This is a genomic window from Streptomyces sp. NPDC092370 (genome assembly GCF_044755265.1).
GTDB lineage: Bacteria > Actinomycetota > Actinomycetes > Streptomycetales > Streptomycetaceae > Streptomyces.
Genome location: NZ_JBIVQO010000007.1, coordinates 374,841 through 392,266 on the forward strand (window position 1 = coordinate 374,841; position 17,426 = coordinate 392,266).

General features: G+C 73.3%; 13 protein-coding genes and 1 pseudogene. 6 read left to right on the forward strand and 8 right to left on the reverse strand.

Going from position 1 to position 17,426, the window contains the following annotated elements:
* Positions 1 to 178: 178 nt before the first annotated feature.
* On the forward strand, positions 179 to 1,303 hold the full coding sequence (locus tag ACIQHQ_RS23175) for a PLP-dependent cysteine synthase family protein (protein ID WP_402614360.1): 1,125 nt from the start codon (positions 179 to 181) through the stop codon (positions 1,301 to 1,303).
* Between the two features lie 10 nt (positions 1,304 to 1,313).
* Here ACIQHQ_RS23175 and ACIQHQ_RS23180 read toward each other — a convergent pair.
* Positions 1,314 to 1,780 (reverse strand): annotated as a pseudogene (locus ACIQHQ_RS23180) (SRPBCC family protein).
* Between the two features lie 64 nt (positions 1,781 to 1,844).
* The gene (locus ACIQHQ_RS23185) at positions 1,845 to 2,675 is read right to left on the reverse strand and encodes a DeoR/GlpR family DNA-binding transcription regulator (RefSeq protein WP_402614363.1); all 831 of its coding nucleotides are present in this window, start codon (positions 2,673 to 2,675) and stop codon (positions 1,845 to 1,847) included.
* 288 nt (positions 2,676 to 2,963) lie between these two features.
* Here ACIQHQ_RS23185 and ACIQHQ_RS23190 point away from each other — a divergent pair, with 288 nt between their 5' ends.
* Complete coding sequence (locus ACIQHQ_RS23190) at positions 2,964 to 5,312, forward strand: hypothetical protein (RefSeq protein WP_402614366.1); 2,349 nt, start codon at positions 2,964 to 2,966, stop codon at positions 5,310 to 5,312.
* Between the two features lie 7 nt (positions 5,313 to 5,319).
* Here ACIQHQ_RS23190 and ACIQHQ_RS23195 read toward each other — a convergent pair whose 3' ends face one another.
* The 4 genes from ACIQHQ_RS23195 to ACIQHQ_RS23210 all read right to left on the reverse strand — a co-directional run bounded on the left by ACIQHQ_RS23195 (position 5,320) and on the right by ACIQHQ_RS23210 (position 10,055).
* Complete coding sequence (locus ACIQHQ_RS23195) at positions 5,320 to 7,755, reverse strand: right-handed parallel beta-helix repeat-containing protein (protein WP_402614368.1); 2,436 nt, start codon at positions 7,753 to 7,755, stop codon at positions 5,320 to 5,322.
* Between the two features lie 228 nt (positions 7,756 to 7,983).
* The gene (locus ACIQHQ_RS23200; RefSeq protein WP_402614371.1) at positions 7,984 to 8,589 is read right to left on the reverse strand and encodes a hypothetical protein; all 606 of its coding nucleotides are present in this window, start codon (positions 8,587 to 8,589) and stop codon (positions 7,984 to 7,986) included.
* 110 nt (positions 8,590 to 8,699) lie between these two features.
* Positions 8,700 to 9,581, reverse strand: coding sequence for an MOSC domain-containing protein (locus ACIQHQ_RS23205; RefSeq protein WP_402614374.1), 882 nt, complete (start codon positions 9,579 to 9,581; stop codon positions 8,700 to 8,702).
* Between the two features lie 45 nt (positions 9,582 to 9,626).
* A complete protein-coding gene (locus ACIQHQ_RS23210) occupies positions 9,627 to 10,055 on the reverse strand; it encodes a DUF6643 family protein (RefSeq protein WP_402614377.1) in 429 nt (142 codons plus the stop codon).
* Positions 10,056 to 10,350: 295 nt separating this feature from the next.
* Here ACIQHQ_RS23210 and ACIQHQ_RS23215 point away from each other — a divergent pair, with 295 nt between their 5' ends.
* On the forward strand, positions 10,351 to 11,634 hold the full coding sequence (locus ACIQHQ_RS23215) for a TerD family protein (RefSeq protein WP_402614546.1): 1,284 nt from the start codon (positions 10,351 to 10,353) through the stop codon (positions 11,632 to 11,634).
* Positions 11,635 to 11,650: 16 nt separating this feature from the next.
* Here ACIQHQ_RS23215 and ACIQHQ_RS23220 read toward each other — a convergent pair whose 3' ends face one another.
* Positions 11,651 to 12,841 (reverse strand): glycosyltransferase, encoded by a 1,191-nt coding sequence (locus tag ACIQHQ_RS23220; RefSeq protein ID WP_402614380.1) that lies wholly within the window; start codon positions 12,839 to 12,841, stop codon positions 11,651 to 11,653.
* A gap of 39 nt (positions 12,842 to 12,880) precedes the next feature.
* On the opposite strand from ACIQHQ_RS23220, the gene ACIQHQ_RS23225 reads away from it, so the two are divergent.
* A complete protein-coding gene (locus tag ACIQHQ_RS23225) occupies positions 12,881 to 13,666 on the forward strand; it encodes a glutamate racemase (protein WP_402614383.1) in 786 nt (261 codons plus the stop codon).
* A 114-nt stretch (positions 13,667 to 13,780) separates the two neighbouring features.
* Entirely contained in the window at positions 13,781 to 14,335 is a 555-nt protein-coding gene (locus tag ACIQHQ_RS23230; protein ID WP_402614386.1) for a hypothetical protein, read from the forward strand.
* Positions 14,336 to 14,521: 186 nt separating this feature from the next.
* Here ACIQHQ_RS23230 and ACIQHQ_RS23235 read toward each other — a convergent pair whose 3' ends face one another.
* Positions 14,522 to 15,589 carry an O-antigen ligase family protein gene (locus tag ACIQHQ_RS23235; RefSeq protein WP_402614389.1) on the reverse strand — a complete coding sequence of 356 codons (1,068 nt, stop codon included), beginning with the start codon at positions 15,587 to 15,589 and terminating at the stop codon, positions 14,522 to 14,524.
* A 212-nt stretch (positions 15,590 to 15,801) separates the two neighbouring features.
* On the opposite strand from ACIQHQ_RS23235, the gene lnt reads away from it, so the two are divergent.
* Positions 15,802 to 17,418 (forward strand): apolipoprotein N-acyltransferase, encoded by a 1,617-nt coding sequence (gene lnt, locus ACIQHQ_RS23240; RefSeq protein ID WP_402614392.1) that lies wholly within the window; start codon positions 15,802 to 15,804, stop codon positions 17,416 to 17,418.
* Positions 17,419 to 17,426: the final 8 nt, after the last annotated feature.

Below are 17,426 nucleotides of genomic sequence, written 5' to 3' on the forward strand. Positions count from 1 at the left end.
GCACGCCCGCCCATGCGCCCCCCGGTCTGCGCGCCCCCTTGCACCGGCCCTGCCCCTGGGGGCGCTTTGGGGGGCTCAAAGATACGTTTATGCAGGTGAGAAGCGTGCACAAGGTGTCTATGATCGGAGGTGTCGGCCGCGCGGCGCGTCGACGGCGCGCAGCGTTAGGAGCCCCCTCGTGAGCACTCCCCAGCAGACCCGGACCGGCGTGACCCTCGACGTCGACCACAGCGATGCCGCCTACCGGGCGTGGCTCAAAGAAGCCGTCCGCAGAGTCCAGGCCGACGCCAACCGCTCGGCCGACACACATCTGCTCCGGTTCCCCCTGCCCGAGCGGTGGGGCATCGATCTGTACCTGAAGGACGAGTCGACCCACCCCACCGGCAGCCTCAAGCACCGCCTCGCCCGCTCCCTCTTCCTCTATGGCCTCTGCAATGGCTGGATCCGGCCGGACCGCCCCGTCATCGAGGCCTCCAGCGGCTCGACGGCCGTCTCCGAGGCGTACTTCGCGAAGCTGATCGGCGTGCCCTTCATCGCCGTCATGCCGCGCACGACGAGCGCCGAGAAGATCCGCCTCATCGAGTTCCACTCAGGCCGATGTCACTTCGTGGACGACCCCCGCACGATGTACGAGGAGTCGGCCCGCCTCGCGGCCGAGACCGGCGGCCACTACATGGACCAGTTCACCTACGCCGAGCGGGCCACGGACTGGCGCGGGAACAACAACATCGCCGAATCCATCTTCCGCCAGCTGCGCCTGGAGCGGTTCCCCGAACCGGCGTGGATCGTCGCCACGGCGGGCACCGGCGGCACCTCCGCGACCCTCGCGCGCTACGTCCACTACATGCAGTGCGACACCCGCGTCTGCGTGGCCGACCCCGAGAACTCGTGCTTCTTCGAGGGCTGGACCACCGGCGATCCGGACGTCACCTGCGACTGCGGCTCCCGTATCGAGGGCATCGGCCGGCCCCGGATGGAACCGAGCTTCGTGCCCGGCGCCATCGACCGGATGATGAAGGTCCCCGACGCGGCCAGCGTCGCCGCCGTACGGGCCCTGGAGGGCGCCATCGGCCGCAAGGCGGGCGGCTCGACCGGTACGGGGCTGTGGAGCGCGCTGAAGATCGTCGCGGAGATGGTGTCCGAGGGGCGGCAGGGCAGCGTCGTGACCCTGCTGTGCGACCCGGGGGACCGGTATCTCGACAAGTACTACTCGGACGCCTGGCTGGCGGCCCAGGGGCTGGACATCGAGCCGTACACGGCCGCGATCGACTCGTTGCTGAAGACGGGCGTCTGGCGCGACTGAGTCCGGGCCATCAGGAGCCCAGCCGCCGGTCCAGTGCCGTCATGGCGTCCCGGAACGCGCGCGCCTGGCCCCCACGCACCGCTCTCCACGGCCAGCCGGCAGGCCGCAGTCCCGTCGCTGGCGAACGTCCACCGCACCCCGGGTGCCGCCGACCGGCGTGAGCCGCCTTCCTCGGCCATCGCCCGCATGCCCGGCACGTTGGTGACGTCGACGCGATGGGCGTACACCTCGGGCGCCTCCGCCGCGGTGGTCGACTCGCGGAACCGGAATCCGCCGGTGAGCGTGATGTCGCGCCCCCGTGCCCGCGTCGACCGGGCGGGCGGCCGTCACCTGTGGGAACCACTCGGTCCAGCCGGGCACGCTCGCGAGCGCGTCGTAGACCTGTTCCACCGGAGCCAGGACCCCTCGGGCGCAAACGTACCGAACGGGCGCGATCCCGACGAAGTCGAGCCCCACCGGGCGCAGTCGGCGAGCCATGGGCGAAGCCCTCCTGGACGGGAGCGGTCGAGACCGTGGAGCGTCCCCCCTGGCCGGCGCCCCGTCAGGTGTCTGTATCGCCCTCGGGCTCCCCGGCCACCACCAGGCGCCGCAGGTGCTCGGCGACCACCCCGCGCGCCTCCTCCGGAAGACCGGCGTCCGTGACCAGCGTGTCGATCCGCTCCAGCGAGGCGAACGAACTCAGGCCCACCTTGCCCCACTTGGTGTGGTCCGCGACCACGACCACACGACGCGCGGACTGGACGAGCCGCCGGTTCGTCTCGGCCTCCGCGAGGTTCGGCGTCGACAGGCCGGCCTCGACCGATATGCCGTGCACCCCGAGGAACAGCAGATCGAAGTGGAGCGCCGCGATCGCCTGGTCGGCCACCGGGCCCACCAGCGAGTCGGAGGGCGTGCGCACCCCGCCCGTCAGTACGACCGTGGCCGCACCCTGCCGCGGGCCCGAGGTGCGCTGTGCCGCGTGGAACACGTCGGCGACCCGCACCGAGTTGGTGACCACCGTGAGGTCCGGGACGTCCAGCAGCTGGTGCGCCAGCGCGAAGGTCGTCGTTCCGCCCGACAGGGCGATCGCCGCGCCCGGCGCGACCAGTTTGGCCGCGGCGCGCGCGATGTCCTCCTTGGCGGTCAGCTCCAGGCCGGACTTGGCCTCGAAGCCCGGTTCGTGCGTACTCGCCTCGACCACCGGCACCGCGCCGCCGTGCACCTTCTCCAGCACGCCCTGGCGGGCGAGCGCGTCGAGGTCGCGGCGGACCGTCATGTCCGACACGCCGAGCTTGCGGGTCAGCTCGTTGACCCGGACACCGCCCCGGCGGCGGACCTCGTCGAGGATCAGGGATCTCCGCTGCTCCGCGAGGAGGTTCTGATTCTCGCTCACGTACGCTCCGGTCCTTTCGCCTCAATGCCGTCCGACACATCCCGCACCGGCTTCGACTGGGACATTCTTCCTGGCTCCGGTGCGAGGACGTCCCATCCTCGCATGTCGAGGAGTGGGGCACGCCACCGACTGCTCGTCGCGCACACGTCACCGGTGCCTCATGCGTCGCCGCGGTTCATCACGGATCGGTGAGATTCCGTGACAGGAGGTGTGCGCCGCCGCGGAAGTGGAGATCCTTGTGCCCGCACGGACGGAGCCGACGGCGTGTCACGGGGGAAGTGCGTATCAGTGGAACGTACGCGGGAACATGCGTCGACCGGCGGACCGGACGGTCCCGCCGCGCGGCCCGGCGAAACCGGGACCGCACTGGAACTCCTGGTCCACGGCGTGGGCGGCACCACACCGCAGGAGATGCTCAACGATCCGCGCACGGTGCGGATCACCGGCGACGACATCGCGGCCGTCTTCCGGCGTGCCGACGACGTCGACGCCGAGCACAGCCCCGACGAGCGCCGCCGCGACGGACCGGTGCCCGAGGCGTACGTCTGGTGCAACCTCACCTCGGGCAACGGCACCCGCGCCCTGTGGTTGCTGCTGCTGCCCTTCATGGTCGTCAACCTCGCCCACTGGATGCGCCCCACCGCCCACGGCCGCCGCCGCACCGTGCGCCTGTACGGCCTCCTGGTGCGGCTCGCCGGGCTCACACTGACGGTGCTGCTCGTCGCCGCGGCCTGCGAGGTCGCCCTCGACCTGGCGGCCTGGCAGTGCGCGGGCACCACCGCCTGCGCCGACCGCCACACCTGGCTGGGCTTCCTCTCGCCCACCGTCTCGGACGGCGGCTGGTGGAGCGCCCCGGGCCGCAGGCTCGCCCTCGCCGCGGCCGTCCCCACCGCCCTGACCGTCCTGCTGTGGTACCTGTCCCGACGGACGTGGAGCGACTACGAGTCCCAGCAGCCCATCGAGCGCGCCCCCGAGCCCGAAGGGGACGGCGGCCCGACGGCACTCGGCCGGCCCGGGTTCTGGTACGGACGCCGGCTGGTGGCGCGCCTGCGTGCCGCGCACACCGCCGCCGGCCTGATCACGGTCGCCGCCGCGGTCGGCAGCGCCGCCGCCCGCCACGACCGCCGGCCCGGCGGCCCCGCCGTCCTCGACACCCTGGGGCTGATCCTGGAAGCGGCCCTCGCGGCCTGCGCGGTGGCCGTGGTGTGGGTGGTGTGCCGCCGGGGGCGCAGCGAGAAACGGCTGGACCGGGAGCTCGACGAGCGCTTCGTACGACGTCTGCCGCTCGCCGCGCTCGTCCTGCTCGCCCTCGCCCTGCTGTACGCCGGATGGGAGCGCCCCGGGTGGGCGTCGCACGGCAGGCTGCCGGGTGACGCGACCTTCGGCGGGATCGCCCTGATCCAGGGTTTGCTCGTGATCGTCCTCGGTGTCGTCGCCCACGTTCTGCACCGCACCGACCCCGACCGGCGGGCGGTGCTGCGGGGCCTGGGCGGACCGGCCGTGGCGATGCTGGCCTGCGCACTGGGCGGGGTGATGTCCGGCGGCGTGTCCCAGCGCGTGTCCGACTGGCTGGACGGCACCGGAGCGTCGATCGAGGGCCCGCCGGTCCTGCTGACCTGGCAGGCGTCCGTGATCCCGCCGTTGCTCGTCGTCCTGCTGGGGCTCATCGGCTGGCTTGGCCATCGTGCCTGGCAACTCGCCCGGGCCGAGCGGATCGCCGTGGCACTCGACTACCCGGACGAGGACCTGGACCCCGCCCGCACCCGCCGTATCGCCTACACCCGGGCGATGGCCGCGCTCACCGACCGGGGACCCCGCATCATCGCCGTCACCTCCGGTGTCACGCTGCTGCTCGGCGCCGGAGCCCTGGTGGGTGCCCTGGTCACCGACGAAACCCCGGGCAAGGCCGCGCAGGGCACCTACCCCGTCGTCCACGGCGCCGCCGAGACCGCCCAGGCGCTCGGCTCCTGGCTCATCGGGCTCGGCTTCATACTCTTCGTCACCTGGGGCCGGCGCGCCTACAAGGACGCCGCGGCCCGCCGCACCATCGGCATCCTGTGGGACGTCGGCACCTTCTGGCCGCGCGCCTCCCACCCCTTCGCCCCGCCCTGCTACGCCGAGCGCGCGGTGCCCGACCTGACCTGGCGGATAGCGACCTGGACCCGTGTCACCGGCGGACGGCTGGTCCTCTCCGGCCACTCGCAGGGCAGCGTGCTCGCCGCCGCCGCAGCCTGGCAACTCGCCCCGTCCGCCCGCAAACGGGTCGCACTGCTCACCTACGGCTCACCTCTGGAGCGCCTCTACGGCCGCTGGTTCCCGGCCCACTTCGGACCCGCCGCGCTCAGCTCCCTGCACCGGGACGTCGACTGCTGGCGGAACCTGTACCGGCTGACCGATCCCATCGGCGGCCCGGTGCGTCTGCCCGGCGACCGCGGCCCCCAGGTCGACCACGCCCCCCTGATGGACCCGCTCGCCTACGGCCGCACCGATCTCCTGCCGCTGCCCGCGCCGATCCTCGGTCACTCCGACTACCAGGCCGATCCGGCCTTCGCCGAGGAACGCCGCAAGCTGCTGGCCCGGCTGCGGCCGGACGTCCCCGAGGTGCCCCGTCCCCGGCCCGAGCCGCCCGCCGCCTGAGGGGGTTTCAGAGGAGCTCGGGCAGATCCTCGGCGTAGAGCAGCGTCAGGTCGTCCGTGCTCGGCTCCGCGACCTGGGCGACCCGGCTCGCGTGCCGCTCGACCATGGCCTCGAAGGTCTGCCGCGCGGTACGGCCGTTGCCGAACGCCGGGCCCTTGGGGAGCACCGTGAAGTACTTCCGCAGGGCCTCCGCCGCGCCCGGCGCGAGCCGGTACTCGTGCTCCTCGGCCTGCTGCTCCACGATCCGCAGCAGGTCGTCGGGGCCGTAGTCGCTGAAGGTGATGGTGCGTGAGAAGCGGGAGGCCACCCCAGGGTTGACCGACAGGAAGCGCTCCATCTCCGCCGTATAGCCCGCGACGATCACCACGACCGCGTCCCGATGGTCCTCCATCAGCTTCACCAGGGTGTCGATGGCCTCCTTACCGAAGTCGCGGCCCGCGTCCTGCGGGGACAGCGCGTAGGCCTCGTCGATGAACAGCACGCCGCCGCGCGCCTTCTCGAAGGCCTCCTGGGTGCGGATCGCCGTCGAGCCGATGTGCTCGCCGACCAGGTCGACACGGGACACCTCGACCAGATGGCCCTTCTCCAGCACGCCGAGAGAGGCGAGGATCTCGCCGTAGAGCCGCGCGACGGTCGTCTTGCCGGTGCCGGGGGAGCCCGTGAAGACCAGGTGCCGCTTGACGGAAGCCGCCTTCAGACCCGCCTGCTGCCGGCGCCGGCCGACCTCGATCATGTCCGTGAGGGCGCGCACCTCGCGCTTGACGCTCTCCAGGCCCACCAGGGCGTCCAGTTCACCCAGGACATCCTTGGAGGAGCGGGCCGGTTGCCCGGGCTCGGCGACCGGCGCCGGGGGCTCCGGTTCGGCGCGCTGCCCCGGGACCGCGCCCAGCAGGCCCGGGGAGTGGCTCACCGTCTCCAAGGCCGTCTCCCGCGCCGCGGGCGTGCGCGGCCCACCGCTCTCGTCGCTCGTGCAGTCCTCGACCAGCGGGCTCGCTTTGGACGCCGCGTCCGCACCGCCGTCCGCGAACTCGTAGCCCCCGCGCGCGCACCGCTCCGTACGGCACTTCCGCAACGTCGTACGGCTGCCGTCGATCACATGGAAGCCGTAGCCGCCACTGCCCGTGACCCGGCAGTTCAGGAAGCTGCCTCGGCCACCGGCCGACACGTAGACACCGGCCTCCGCCGGGGAGTCGATCGTGCAGCGCTCCACCGTGGGATCGGCGCCCTTGGTGACGATCACGCCGGTCTGGGTGCCGTCCACCGTGCAGTTGCTGAGCGTGCCGCCGCTGCCGTGATCGCGGAACCAGGCACCCGTCGCCGCGTCCCGGATCCGGCAGTCGTCGAGCTGCGCGGTCGCGCCGTCGCTCACCGACACGGCCGTGTTGCGCACCTGTGAGAGGTCGGTGTCGACGACGTCCGCGCGCGAACCGCGGTCCAGGACGAACAGCGCGTCCGGCACGTCGTGCACCCGGCACGAGTCGAGCACCACCGTCGCCCCGTCGCTCACCCACACCGCCGGGTAGTCGCCCGTGCTGTCGAAGATCTCACACTGGTTGGCGTCCACGCGCGTGCCCGGGTCCCACACCGACAGGCCGTTGCGCCCGAACTGCCGCACCGTGGTGCGGGTCAGCGTGAGAACGGAACGGGAGCGCAGGTCGACCGCGTTCTCCGGAATGTCGTGGATGCGGCAGTCGGCGAGCGTCAGTACGGCGTCCGTGTCGAGCGTGATCCCGTCGGCCGTCGTGCGGTGCACATCGCAGTCGGTGAGGTGCGCGGTGGCCCGCCCGGTGATCTGCACACCGCTGCCCCGCACTTCGTAGATCTCGCAGCCCACCGCTTCCAGCGCCGAGTTCTCCCCGGTCGCCGACAGGCCCGAGCCCGAGGTGTGGTGGATCCGGCAGCGCTCCAGGCGGGGGTGGGCACCGCCACGCACCGCCACGCCCGCCTGGCCGGCCGCGACGACCTCGCACTCCTCGAACACCCCGCCCGCGCCGTCGAGTACGGCGATGCCGATGCCCGCCGGGTTGTCGACCGCGCAGCGCCGCACCGTGGGCCGTGCGCTCCCGCGGACCTCGATCCCGGCCGCCGAGCGGGTCACGACCCGCACGTCCCGCAGCTCCGGGGTGCCCTCCTCCACCAGCACGGCGGGTGCGGCCGCGTCCTGGCCCTCCACATGGAGGTCCTGCACCACCGCCGAGGCACGCACGGTCAGCGGCACTCCGTCCACGGGCGCGATCCGCACGGAACCGGGGGAGCCCTCGGGACCCCGCAGGGTCACCGCGCGCTGCAGGACGAGGTTCTCCCGGTAGGTGCCGGGGGCGACGGTGAGGACGTCTCCGTCGGCCGCGGCCTCCAGGGCGGCGGCAAGCGATGCGTACTCACCCGTGCGGCGCCGCCACCGTGACGTGCCGGTGTGCGTCACCTGGACCGTGCCCTGTGCCATGGTGTAGCTGTGCCCCCACCTCGGTCGTACTGATGGCTCGTCCGCCCTCGGGGCGCTACGGCCGGGGTCGCGACCGCGACCGAGCCCGGCCATGGGGGCCCGGGCGCGCACGCGGCACCGACACCGGCGCGTCCCTGGGGCTCGCTCGCGCGCGGGTTGTGCCGAACGGTTCGGCCGGACCACCGTAGCGTGCGCGCGGGTGGTGGGTTGACCAGAGCCGGAAGGCCGTCAGCTGCCGGCGCCCGTCCTGCCCCAGTCCGGGCCCGCCCTGTCCCATGCCTGGTCCCAACGGGCGTACCGGCGGCGGACCATGCGCCAGACGATCAGCCGTCTGCCGCCCTCGATGAGGCCGCCCGTCGCCAGGGCCGCGCCGAAGCCGGCGAGGACCGCGTGCGTCGAGGCCGTCGCGGAGTCGAGCGGGCGGGTCACCATCCGGCCGTGCCGGTCGGTCCATATGCGGAACTCGTCGCCCTGCCGCGGGTCCTTCAGGCTCACCAGGACGGGCCCCTGGTGCGGGGAGCCGTCCGGCGCGGTCCAGTCGGCGAGGACGCGGTTGCGCAGATCTCGGCCCGACGAGGTCTCCGGGTCGGCGTCCAGCGGGGAGCGGTCCAACTTGCGCACCACGGTGGCCGTCACCGGATGCCGTGCCTCGTGCTGTGCCCGGACGGAGCGCTGCAGCGCGTCCTGCGCGGCTCCTCCGACGAGGGAGCCCACCACCGGGGCGGCCAGCAGGATCAGCAGCAGGGCGGCCAGAGCCACCCAGGCTTCGGCCAGGTCGGTGGCGCGGCGCAGTGGATTGCGCCGCCAGCGCCAGAGTCCGCTGATCGCTCGCACCGCCTGCACCCCCTTCCGCGCTCCGTGATACCTCCCGGCGGAGCCGTCCGCGCGCGGACCTCTCGAAGAGAGAGCGACATCACCTCTCCCCAGCGCCTCTCACGCATTTCTCACACAAGCCCAACGCCCGGGTCGGCGGCGCGGTTCCCGCGGCGGTCGGAGCGCTGTTCGAGGACCCTGACCGGGTCACCCACCCGGATCGTGCCCCGGGTGAGGGGTACCAGGTTCTGCCCGAAGACCAGCTTGCCGCCGAGCCGTCGGTGGCGCCCCAGGCTGAACAGGGGCTCGCGGCCGCGCTCTCCGGTGACCTGGTCGGTGGTGGTGACCACGCACCGGCCGCAGGGCTTGGCCACGCGGAAGTGCACCTCCCCGACGGCGAGACGCGACCAGTCGTCCTCGGCCCACGCGGGGGTGCCCGCCACGACCAGGTTCGGCCGGAAGCGGTTCATGGGCAGCGGGCCCTCGTCGGCGTACTCGCCCCGCGCGATGAGGGAGTTGAGGGCGTCGAGCGAGGCCGTCGTGGTGAGCAGCAGCGGAAAACCGTCGGCGAAGGAGACGGTCTCACCAGGCCGCGCGAACTCCGGTGCGACGGGCCGGCGCGTGGCCGGCTCGTCCATGTACGCCAGGCGCGCGTCGATGCCGAGGAAGGAGCTGACCCAGGCGTGCGCGGCCTCGTCCTCGGCCGGGACGGCCTCGACCTTGTCGCGGAAGATCTCCACCGTCACGGTGACGAGGGGCCGGGGGACGGGCACCGTCAGCGGCAGCATGCCGGGCGCGGACAGCCGGACGGCGCCACCGGGCAGCAGCTCGGCGGCGGCGAGCGCGAGGCGCGGCAGCAGGCGTTGTGTGACGACCTTTCCCCCGTCGTCGATCAGCACCCAACGCCGGTCACCGGCCAGCCCCCAGGGCTCCACGACGGCCTCCCGGGGCGCCGGGCCCCGGACCGCCTTGACCGGATGGAGGTGAAGCGAGTGCAGGTGCGCGTTCCCCATGGGGCCATCGTGCCAGCCGGCGCCGACAGCCCCCCGGGGGGCGGCTCAGTACCCGCGGTACTGCTGGCTGTTGTACGGGTCCTGGTAGGCGGCCGGGGCCGGCCGGGGAGCCGCGGGGCGCATCGCCTCGTAGCCGGCGGGGGCCGCCGGACGCGGCTGCTGCGGCTGAGGGCCGGGGTAGCCGCGCGGAGCGGTGGCCTGCTGCGGGATGTACGCCGCGGGCGCCTGTTGCAGTGGTGCGGGCTGCTGCGCCTGCGGATAGCCGTAGAGGGGCTGGGAAGGAGCTGCCGGAAGGGCGGGCAGCGCCGACGGGAGGGCGGGCAGGTTGCCACCCGGCATGTCGTACTGAGCGGGGACCCGGATCGGGGCGATCTGCGGGGTGCCCCGCTCGGCGACGAGCTTGTCGTAGATCGGGGTGTCCGGGAAGGAGGCGGAGTAGTAGCCGCCGCCATAGGTGGAGCGGGGGGAGGTCATGGCAATAAGTTAAGCCCACGATGTGCTGGTTGGGGAGACCGATAAGAGGGTTGTTTTCCGTGTTCGCAGTGACCCGGGATCCCCAATGCGAGCGAACTCGGCAAAAAGGGGCGGCGAACGAGGGCTTGATCGTGTAATTGCCGAGTTCCGGGCGGGTTACCGGCGGTGGCGCTCGGGCTTCCGGTCGCTCATGCATGGGACTTCGCCGCGGCAAGGAATAGGTTGTGCGGACGGAGCCGGACGGACGGCCGGGGCGGGCCTGGCGCGGTGACACTCGATGGGGGCGGACATGCAAATGCTGAAAGGTTCAAATACTCCGGTGCCCGCCGCGGCGCTGCGGGTGGAATTGGGATGGCGGACCGGCCCCGGAGTGCCGGACGCCGACGCCTCCGCTTTGCTGCTGGTAAGCGGAAAGGTCCGCTCGGACGCGGACTTCGTCTTCTACAACCAGCCCGCGCACTCCTCCGGTGCCATCCGGCACGAGGGCAAGCGCACCGCCGGCGGCAGGGTGACCGACACGCTCCTCGTCGACCTCGCGCGCGTGGAGCCCGCGATCGAGACGGTCGTCCTGGCCGCCTCGTCCGACGGCGGCCCCTTCGGGCAGGTCCCCGACCTGTACATCGAGGTCCAGGACGCCGCCCAGGGCACGGCGGTGGCCCGTTTCGACAACCCGGGCGCCACCACCGAAACCGCTTTCGTGCTGGGCGAGTTCTACCGCCGCCAGGGCGCCTGGAAGTTCCGCGCCGTCGGCCAGGGCTACAGCAGCGGACTCGAAGGGCTGGCGACGGACTACGGCATCACGGTGGACGAACCGCAGCAGGCGGCCCCGGCACCGGCCATGGCTCCGGCGCCTCCCCCCGCCACACCGTCCGCCGCGCACACGCCCCCGCCGGCGCCCCGGCCCGCGGCCCCGCCCCCGCCCGCCGCGCCGCCCGCGCCCGTCCGCCTCACCAAGGTGACGCTCACCAAGGCGGCCCCTTCCGTTTCGCTCACGAAGCAGGGCGGAACCTCCGGCACGCTGCACGTGAACCTCAACTGGCAGGTGCGCAAGCAGTTCTCGGGGTGGAGCAGCAAGCTCGCACGCCCGACCGCCATGCACGCCGACCTCGACCTCGACCTGTGCGCGCTGTACGAACTCGACGACGGCAGCAAGGGCGTCGTACAGGCCCTCGGCAACAGCTTCGGGGCGCTGCACCAGCCGCCGTACATCCACCTCGACGGCGACGACCGCACCGGCGCCGTGTCGACGGGTGAGAACCTCACCGTCAACCTCGACCACAAGGAGGCGTTCCGGCGGATCCTCGTCTTCGTCACCATCTACGAAGGCGCCCGCTCCTTCGCCGACCTGAACGCGTCGGTGACGCTCCAGCCCCAGTTCGGGGCGCCGATCGAGTTCTCCCTCGACGAGTGCACGGTCCCCTCGCTCGTGTGCGCGCTCGCCCTGATCACCAACAGCGGCGGCGATCTGGTCGTCCAGCGGGAGGCGCGCTACCTGGTGCCCGACCGTGGGGTGAGCCCGCAGCGGACCGTCGACCACGCCTACGGGTGGGGCATGAACTGGACCCCCGGCCGGAAGTGACCGAGCCCGGCCGCCGTCAGCCCTCGTCGGGCACGGCGTCCGGACGGGCGTAGGTGCGGCCCTTCCAGGCCGCACCGCGCCCCCGGTAGTGCTGCACCGCCGAGTCGACCGTCATGAGGAGATAGAGGAACGCGGTGAACGGCAGCAGGGGAGCGAGCCACAACGGCTGCCGGTAGTGACGGAGCATCGGGACGTACGTCCCCGCCATGACGAGCCATGCGAGACCGCCGAGGACCGCCGCCGGGGTGCTGCCGGCGGCGAGGCCGGCCAGGACGGCCACGGGCGGGACCAGGTACACCAGCGCCAGCCCGGCGACCGCCCCGGCCAGCAGCAGGGGGCTGTGCCGCAACTGGGCGTACGCGCTGCGCGAGACCATGCGCCACAGGTCGTGCAGCCGCGGATAGGGCCGCACGCTGTCCACCCGCTCGGCGAGCCCCAGCCAGACGCGCCCGCCGCCGCGCTTGACGGCCCGGGCGAGCGCCACGTCGTCGATCACGGCGTGCCGGATCGCGTCCGGGATCCGCGCCCTCTCGGCCGCATCCGCCCGCAGCAGGACGCAGCCCCCGGCCGCGGCCGCCGTCCGGCCCTCCTTGCCGATCCGGCGGAAGGGGTAGAGCTGCGCGAAGAAGTAGACGAACGCCGGCACGACGAGCCGCTCCCACACGCTCTCCACCCGCAGCCGGGCCATCTGGGAGACGACGTCGAACCCTCCCGAACGCGCCGCCGTCACCAGTTCCCGCAGACTGTCCGGCGCGTGCGCGATGTCGGCGTCGGTCAGGAGGAGGTACTCGGGCTCACGCGCGCGTGCCAGGCCGATGCCGTGGCGCACCGCCCACAGCTTGCCGGTCCAGCCCGCCGGAGGCTCGCCCGGCGAGCCCACGGTCAGCGGCAGCCCACCGTGCCGGCGCGCCAGCTCACGCGCCAGATCACCGGTGCCGTCCGAACTGCCGTCGTCGACGAGGAAGATCTCCGCCCGGCCGGGATAGTCCTGGACGAGCAGCGACGGCAGCGCGGCGGGCAGCACGGCCGCCTCGTCGCGCGCGGGGACGACGACGCACACGGTCGGCCACGCGTCCGGCTCCTCGCGCGAAGGCAGTCGCACATCGGTGCGCCAGAAGAAGCCCTGGCACAGCAGCAGCCACAGCCAGGCGAGCAGTGATCCAGCGGCAGTCCACACAACGGCGCTCACGCGCGCAGTCTGCCCCACCGGACCTGTCCGGGACCGCTCATCGTCTATCGTGATCGGGTGAAGATCGCGCTCATGGACTCCGGAATCGGTCTGCTGGCGGCCACCGCCGCGGTACGGCGGCTGCGCCCCGACGCCGATCTCGTGCTCTCCCTCGACCCCGACGGCATGCCGTGGGGCCCGCGCACCCCGCAGGACCTGACCCGGCGTGCCCTGGCCGTCGCCGAAGCCGCCGCCGCGCGCCGCCCCGACGCCCTGATCGTCGGGTGCAACACCGCGACCGTGCACGCGCTCACCGCCCTGCGTGCCCGCCTCGAACCGGGACTCCCGGTCGTCGGCACCGTCCCGGCGATCAAACCGGCCGCGGCCGGTGGCGGGCACCTCGCCATCTGGGCCACCCCGGCCACCACCGGCAGCCCCTACCAGCGGGACCTGATCCAAAACTTCGCCGGCGGCGTGCCCGTCACCGAGGTGCCGTGCTGGGGGCTCGCCGAGGCCGTGGAACACGCGGACGAGGCGGCGATCGACGCGGCCGTGTCCGCGGCCGCCGCCCTCACCCCGGACGAGGTGACGACCGTCGTGCTGGGCTGCACCCACTACGAACTGGTCGCCGAGCGCATCCGGACCGCCGTCCAGCGTCCCGGCCGGCCGCCGCTCGTGCTGCACGGCTCGGCGGGTGCCGTGGCCGCCCAGGCCCTGCGCCGGCTCGGCGAGCAGCCCGCGCCCGGAGCCACACCGCACGGCACGCTCACCGTGCTGCTCAGCGGACGCGAGGGCGCGTTGCCCGCCCCCGCGCTGGCGTACGCCGAGGGGCGCCTGCTGCAGGCGGTCACGCCCGCCGGCTGACCAAAACCCGTCACCGACGGTCATCGTCGCCCCGGGGCAGCCCGACGCCCGGCCGGCGCAGTCACGCTCCGCCACGAGATACCAGCGGAGGGAATCCTGAGTACCCTCAAAGACATGAGGGACCACCGCCACGGCGAGAACGCCCCCCACCCGCACTCGGACGTGTGGACCGGCCGTGCCACCAACCGGGTGCAGTGGCTGCTGGCGCTCGTGGGCGCCGCCTGCATGGCGCTGGGCATCGAGCTGGCCGTCGACTCGGCCTGGAAGTCCGGCATCGCCCCGCTCGTCATGGCCGTCGTCGGGTGCATCGCCGCCGGGCTGCTGGTCCTCTTCGGAACCCTCGCCTTCGTACACGTCGCCCTGCGGGTCGACCAGGAGCACCTCGAAGTGCGCTGCGGCCACATCGGCGTGCCCCGCCGCCGTATCCCGCTCTCCCAGGTGGTCGGCGCGACCTACATCTCCCACGTCACCCCCCGCCACTGGGGCGGCTGGGGTTACCGGTGGCGGCCCGAGAAGGGCACCGCGGTGGTCGTACGGCGGGGGGAGGGCGTCGAGCTGGAGCTGTGGGACGGGCACACCTTCACGATCACCGTGGACGACGCGGAGGCGGCCGTGCGGGTGATCGAGGCACGCCTGCGGCCCACCAAGCCGGGCGCCCCCGCGCACTGAGTCACCGGGCGCTCGTCACCGGCGGTGCCTGCGGCCCACCAAGCCGGGCGCCCCCGCGCACTGAGTCACCGGGCACTCGTCACCGGCGGTGATCGACGGCGGTGATCACCGACTGTGACCGCCGGGTCGCGGCACGGCCGTCGTCGGAGACCGGATGCCGGCCGGTCGGCACGCGGCGGTGCGCCGTCACCACGCAGCGGTGCGGTTCGCCCCGCGCGCGGGTGTCTGCGCAGCGCGGCTCGACGGTTCCAGGGGGCGCGCCGTGGCCATGCCCGCCAGCAGACCCGCTCCCATCGACACCGCGGTGAAGCTCAGCGCGTTGCCGATCGCGGCGATGGCGGCGAGCGCCGTCAGGGCCGCGCCCGCGGTGAGCGCCACGGGGGTCGGACGCGGGCCGCGCCACAGTGCGTACAAAATCCAGCAGAACGCCGCCGCCAGCAGGAGCACACCGACGGTGCCCTGTTCGGCCGCCTGCTGCAGGGGTGCCGAGTGGGGCTTGCCGTCGGACAGCAGTGACTGGGCGGATGTCGCGCTCAGCTCCCCGAAGCGGCCGGGGCCGGCTCCCAGGGCGGTGTCCTCGCCCACCAGTTGCCACGCCTCACGCCACAGCCGGACGCGGCGCGGCGTCAGCCGCCCCTCCAGCGCGGCCACGAGGCCGCCCGGCACGGCACGCGCGGCGATCGCCCAGATCACACCGGCCACCAGGGCCGCGATGGCCGCCAGTACGGCCATCGCGGCGCCCCGGTGACGGGTGCGGCCGGCGACCAGCGAGCACAACAGCACCGCGAGACAGGTCACGAAGCCACCGGTCGAGCCGAGCACGGCCGCCAGGGCCGCGATCGCGGCGGCCAGCAGCCGCAGGGCGAACCGCACGGCCGGGACCGGCGCGGCCCAGGCCGCGCAGCAGGCGGCACCGGCCGACAGCGTCAGTACGGCGGCGGTCCCCCCGGCATGCCCCAGGGGCGCGGCGATCTGCGGGCCCGGAGCGAGGTGCGGAACGGCCACGGTCAGCGCGATCCCGGCCAGCGCTCCGGCCAAGGGTGCTCCGACCGGCAGCAGCGCCCCGCTGATCCGCCCGGCGGCATACCCGGCGGCCACGGCCAGCACCGCCAGAAGCACCCCCTCGGGCCTGCCGTCGTGCACGGCCGCCGTGATCAGTGACCAGCCGGCGCAGGCCCCCAGCACCACGACACCGGCCGCGTCGGAAACGATTCGTCTCTCGCCGTCCGCGTCCGTCCCGGATGAGGACGTCACCCCTTTGGAACCCACCCGCCCGCCCCCCGGCGCCCCGTGCCCCGACCTGTGAAGACCTCGGCCGGAACGGGCCCGACGGGCCGTACGACTGAGGCTTGGCACACCGTAACGGCTGGTGAAGAGTTTGGGGATGTGCCGTGACGAAATGAACAGGGAGTCCGCCCCGCACACCGCGCTGTCCGCCCCGAGGTCACGCGCCTTAGACTCCGGGAGTGACCGTCACAGCAACCTCCGTCGGCGAGTCGGACCAGCTGGAGCCGCGGATCGCGCCCGCGGCGCGGACCTGGGCCGAGCGGCTCGTGCGTCTCCTTCCGGCCGCCGCAGCCGCGCTCTCCGGCCTGCTCCTCTACGTCTCCTTCCCGCCCCGCACACTGTGGTGGCTGGCCCTGCCGGCCTTGGCCGTCTTCGGCTGGGTGCTGCGTGGCCGCGGCTGGAAGGCGGCACTGGGCCTCGGCTACCTCTTCGGCCTCGGCTTCCTGCTGCCGCTGCTGGTGTGGACCGGAGTGGAGGTGGGGCCGGGACCGTGGCTCGCCCTGGTGGCGATCGAGGCCCTCTTCATCGCCGTGGTCGGCGTGGGTGTGGCGGCGGTGTCGAAGCTGCCCGCTTGGCCGGTGTGGGCGGCCGCCGTGTGGATCGCCGGCGAGGCGGCACGCGCGCGTGCGCCCTTCAGTGGCTTCCCCTGGGGAAAGATCGCGTTCGGGCAGGCGGACGGCGTGTTCCTGCCGCTCGCCGCGGTGGGCGGCACCCCGGTGCTCGGCTTCGCGGTGGTCCTGAGCGGCTTCGGACTGTACGAAGCCGCCCGGTCGGCCGTGCGGTGGCGGCGGACCGGTGAGGTGCGGCGCGCAGCGGCGGCCGTGGGCCTGTTGAGCCTTGCCGTCCCGGTCGTGGGCGCCGTCGCGGCCCGGCCGCTGGTCAGCGACACGGCCCAGGCCGGCACCGCCACCGTCGCGCTGATCCAGGGCAACGTGCCCCGCGCCGGCCTCGACTTCAACTCCCAGCGACGCGCCGTCCTCGACTACCACGCGCGCGAGACGGAACGCCTGGCCGCCGAGGTCAGGGCCGACAAGGCCGAGCGGCCCGACTTCGTGCTGTGGCCGGAGAACTCCTCCGACATCGACCCCTTCGCCAACCTCGACGCCCGCGCCGTCATCGAGACCGCGGCCCGGTCCATCGGCGTACCCATCTCGGTCGGTGGCGTCGTCGAGCGGGACGGCCGGCTGTACAACGAGCAGATCCTGTGGGACCCGGCGAAGGGCCCCGTCGACATCTACGACAAGCGCCAGATCCAGCCGTTCGGCGAGTACCTGCCGCTGCGCTCGGTCGTCGGCGCGATCAACAAGAACTGGACCGCGATGGTCCGCCAGGACTTCAGCCGCGGCACAGAACCGGGCGTGTTCACCATGGGCGGCGCCAAGGTCGGACTCGTCACCTGCTATGAGGCCGCCTTCGACTGGACCGTGCGCTCCGAGGTCACCGACGGCGCCCAGATGATCTCCGTGCCCAGCAACAACGCCACCTTCGACCGCAGCGAGATGACCTACCAGCAGCTCGCCATGTCCCGCGTGCGCGCGGTCGAGCACAGCCGGACCGTCACGGTGCCGGTGACCAGCGGTGTCAGCGCGATCATCATGCCGGACGGGAGGGTCACCCAGAAGACCGGCATGTTCGTCGCCGACTCCCTGGTGCAGAAGGTGCCGCTGCGGTCCTCGCAGACCCCCGCCACCCGGCTCGGCATCCTCCCGGAGATCGCCCTCGTGCTGGTCGCGGCCGGCGGACTCGGCTGGGCCGTCGCCACCGGGCTGCGCGGACGACGCGCCGGTGACGTGTAGCCGTACGC

Bases quoted from the DNA above. Each gene is read 5' to 3' on its own strand.
- ACIQHQ_RS23195 (WP_402614368.1), bottom strand. From the start codon at position 7,755: ATGGCACAGGGCACGGTCCAGGTGACGCACACCGGCACGTCACGGTGG.
- ACIQHQ_RS23205 (WP_402614374.1), bottom strand. From the start codon at position 9,581: ATGGGGAACGCGCACCTGCACTCGCTTCACCTCCATCCGGTCAAGGCG.
- ACIQHQ_RS23210 (WP_402614377.1), bottom strand. From the start codon at position 10,055: ATGACCTCCCCCCGCTCCACCTATGGCGGCGGCTACTACTCCGCCTCC.
- ACIQHQ_RS23215 (WP_402614546.1), top strand. From the start codon at position 10,351: ATGCTGAAAGGTTCAAATACTCCGGTGCCCGCCGCGGCGCTGCGGGTG.
- ACIQHQ_RS23230 (WP_402614386.1), top strand. From the start codon at position 13,781: ATGAGGGACCACCGCCACGGCGAGAACGCCCCCCACCCGCACTCGGAC.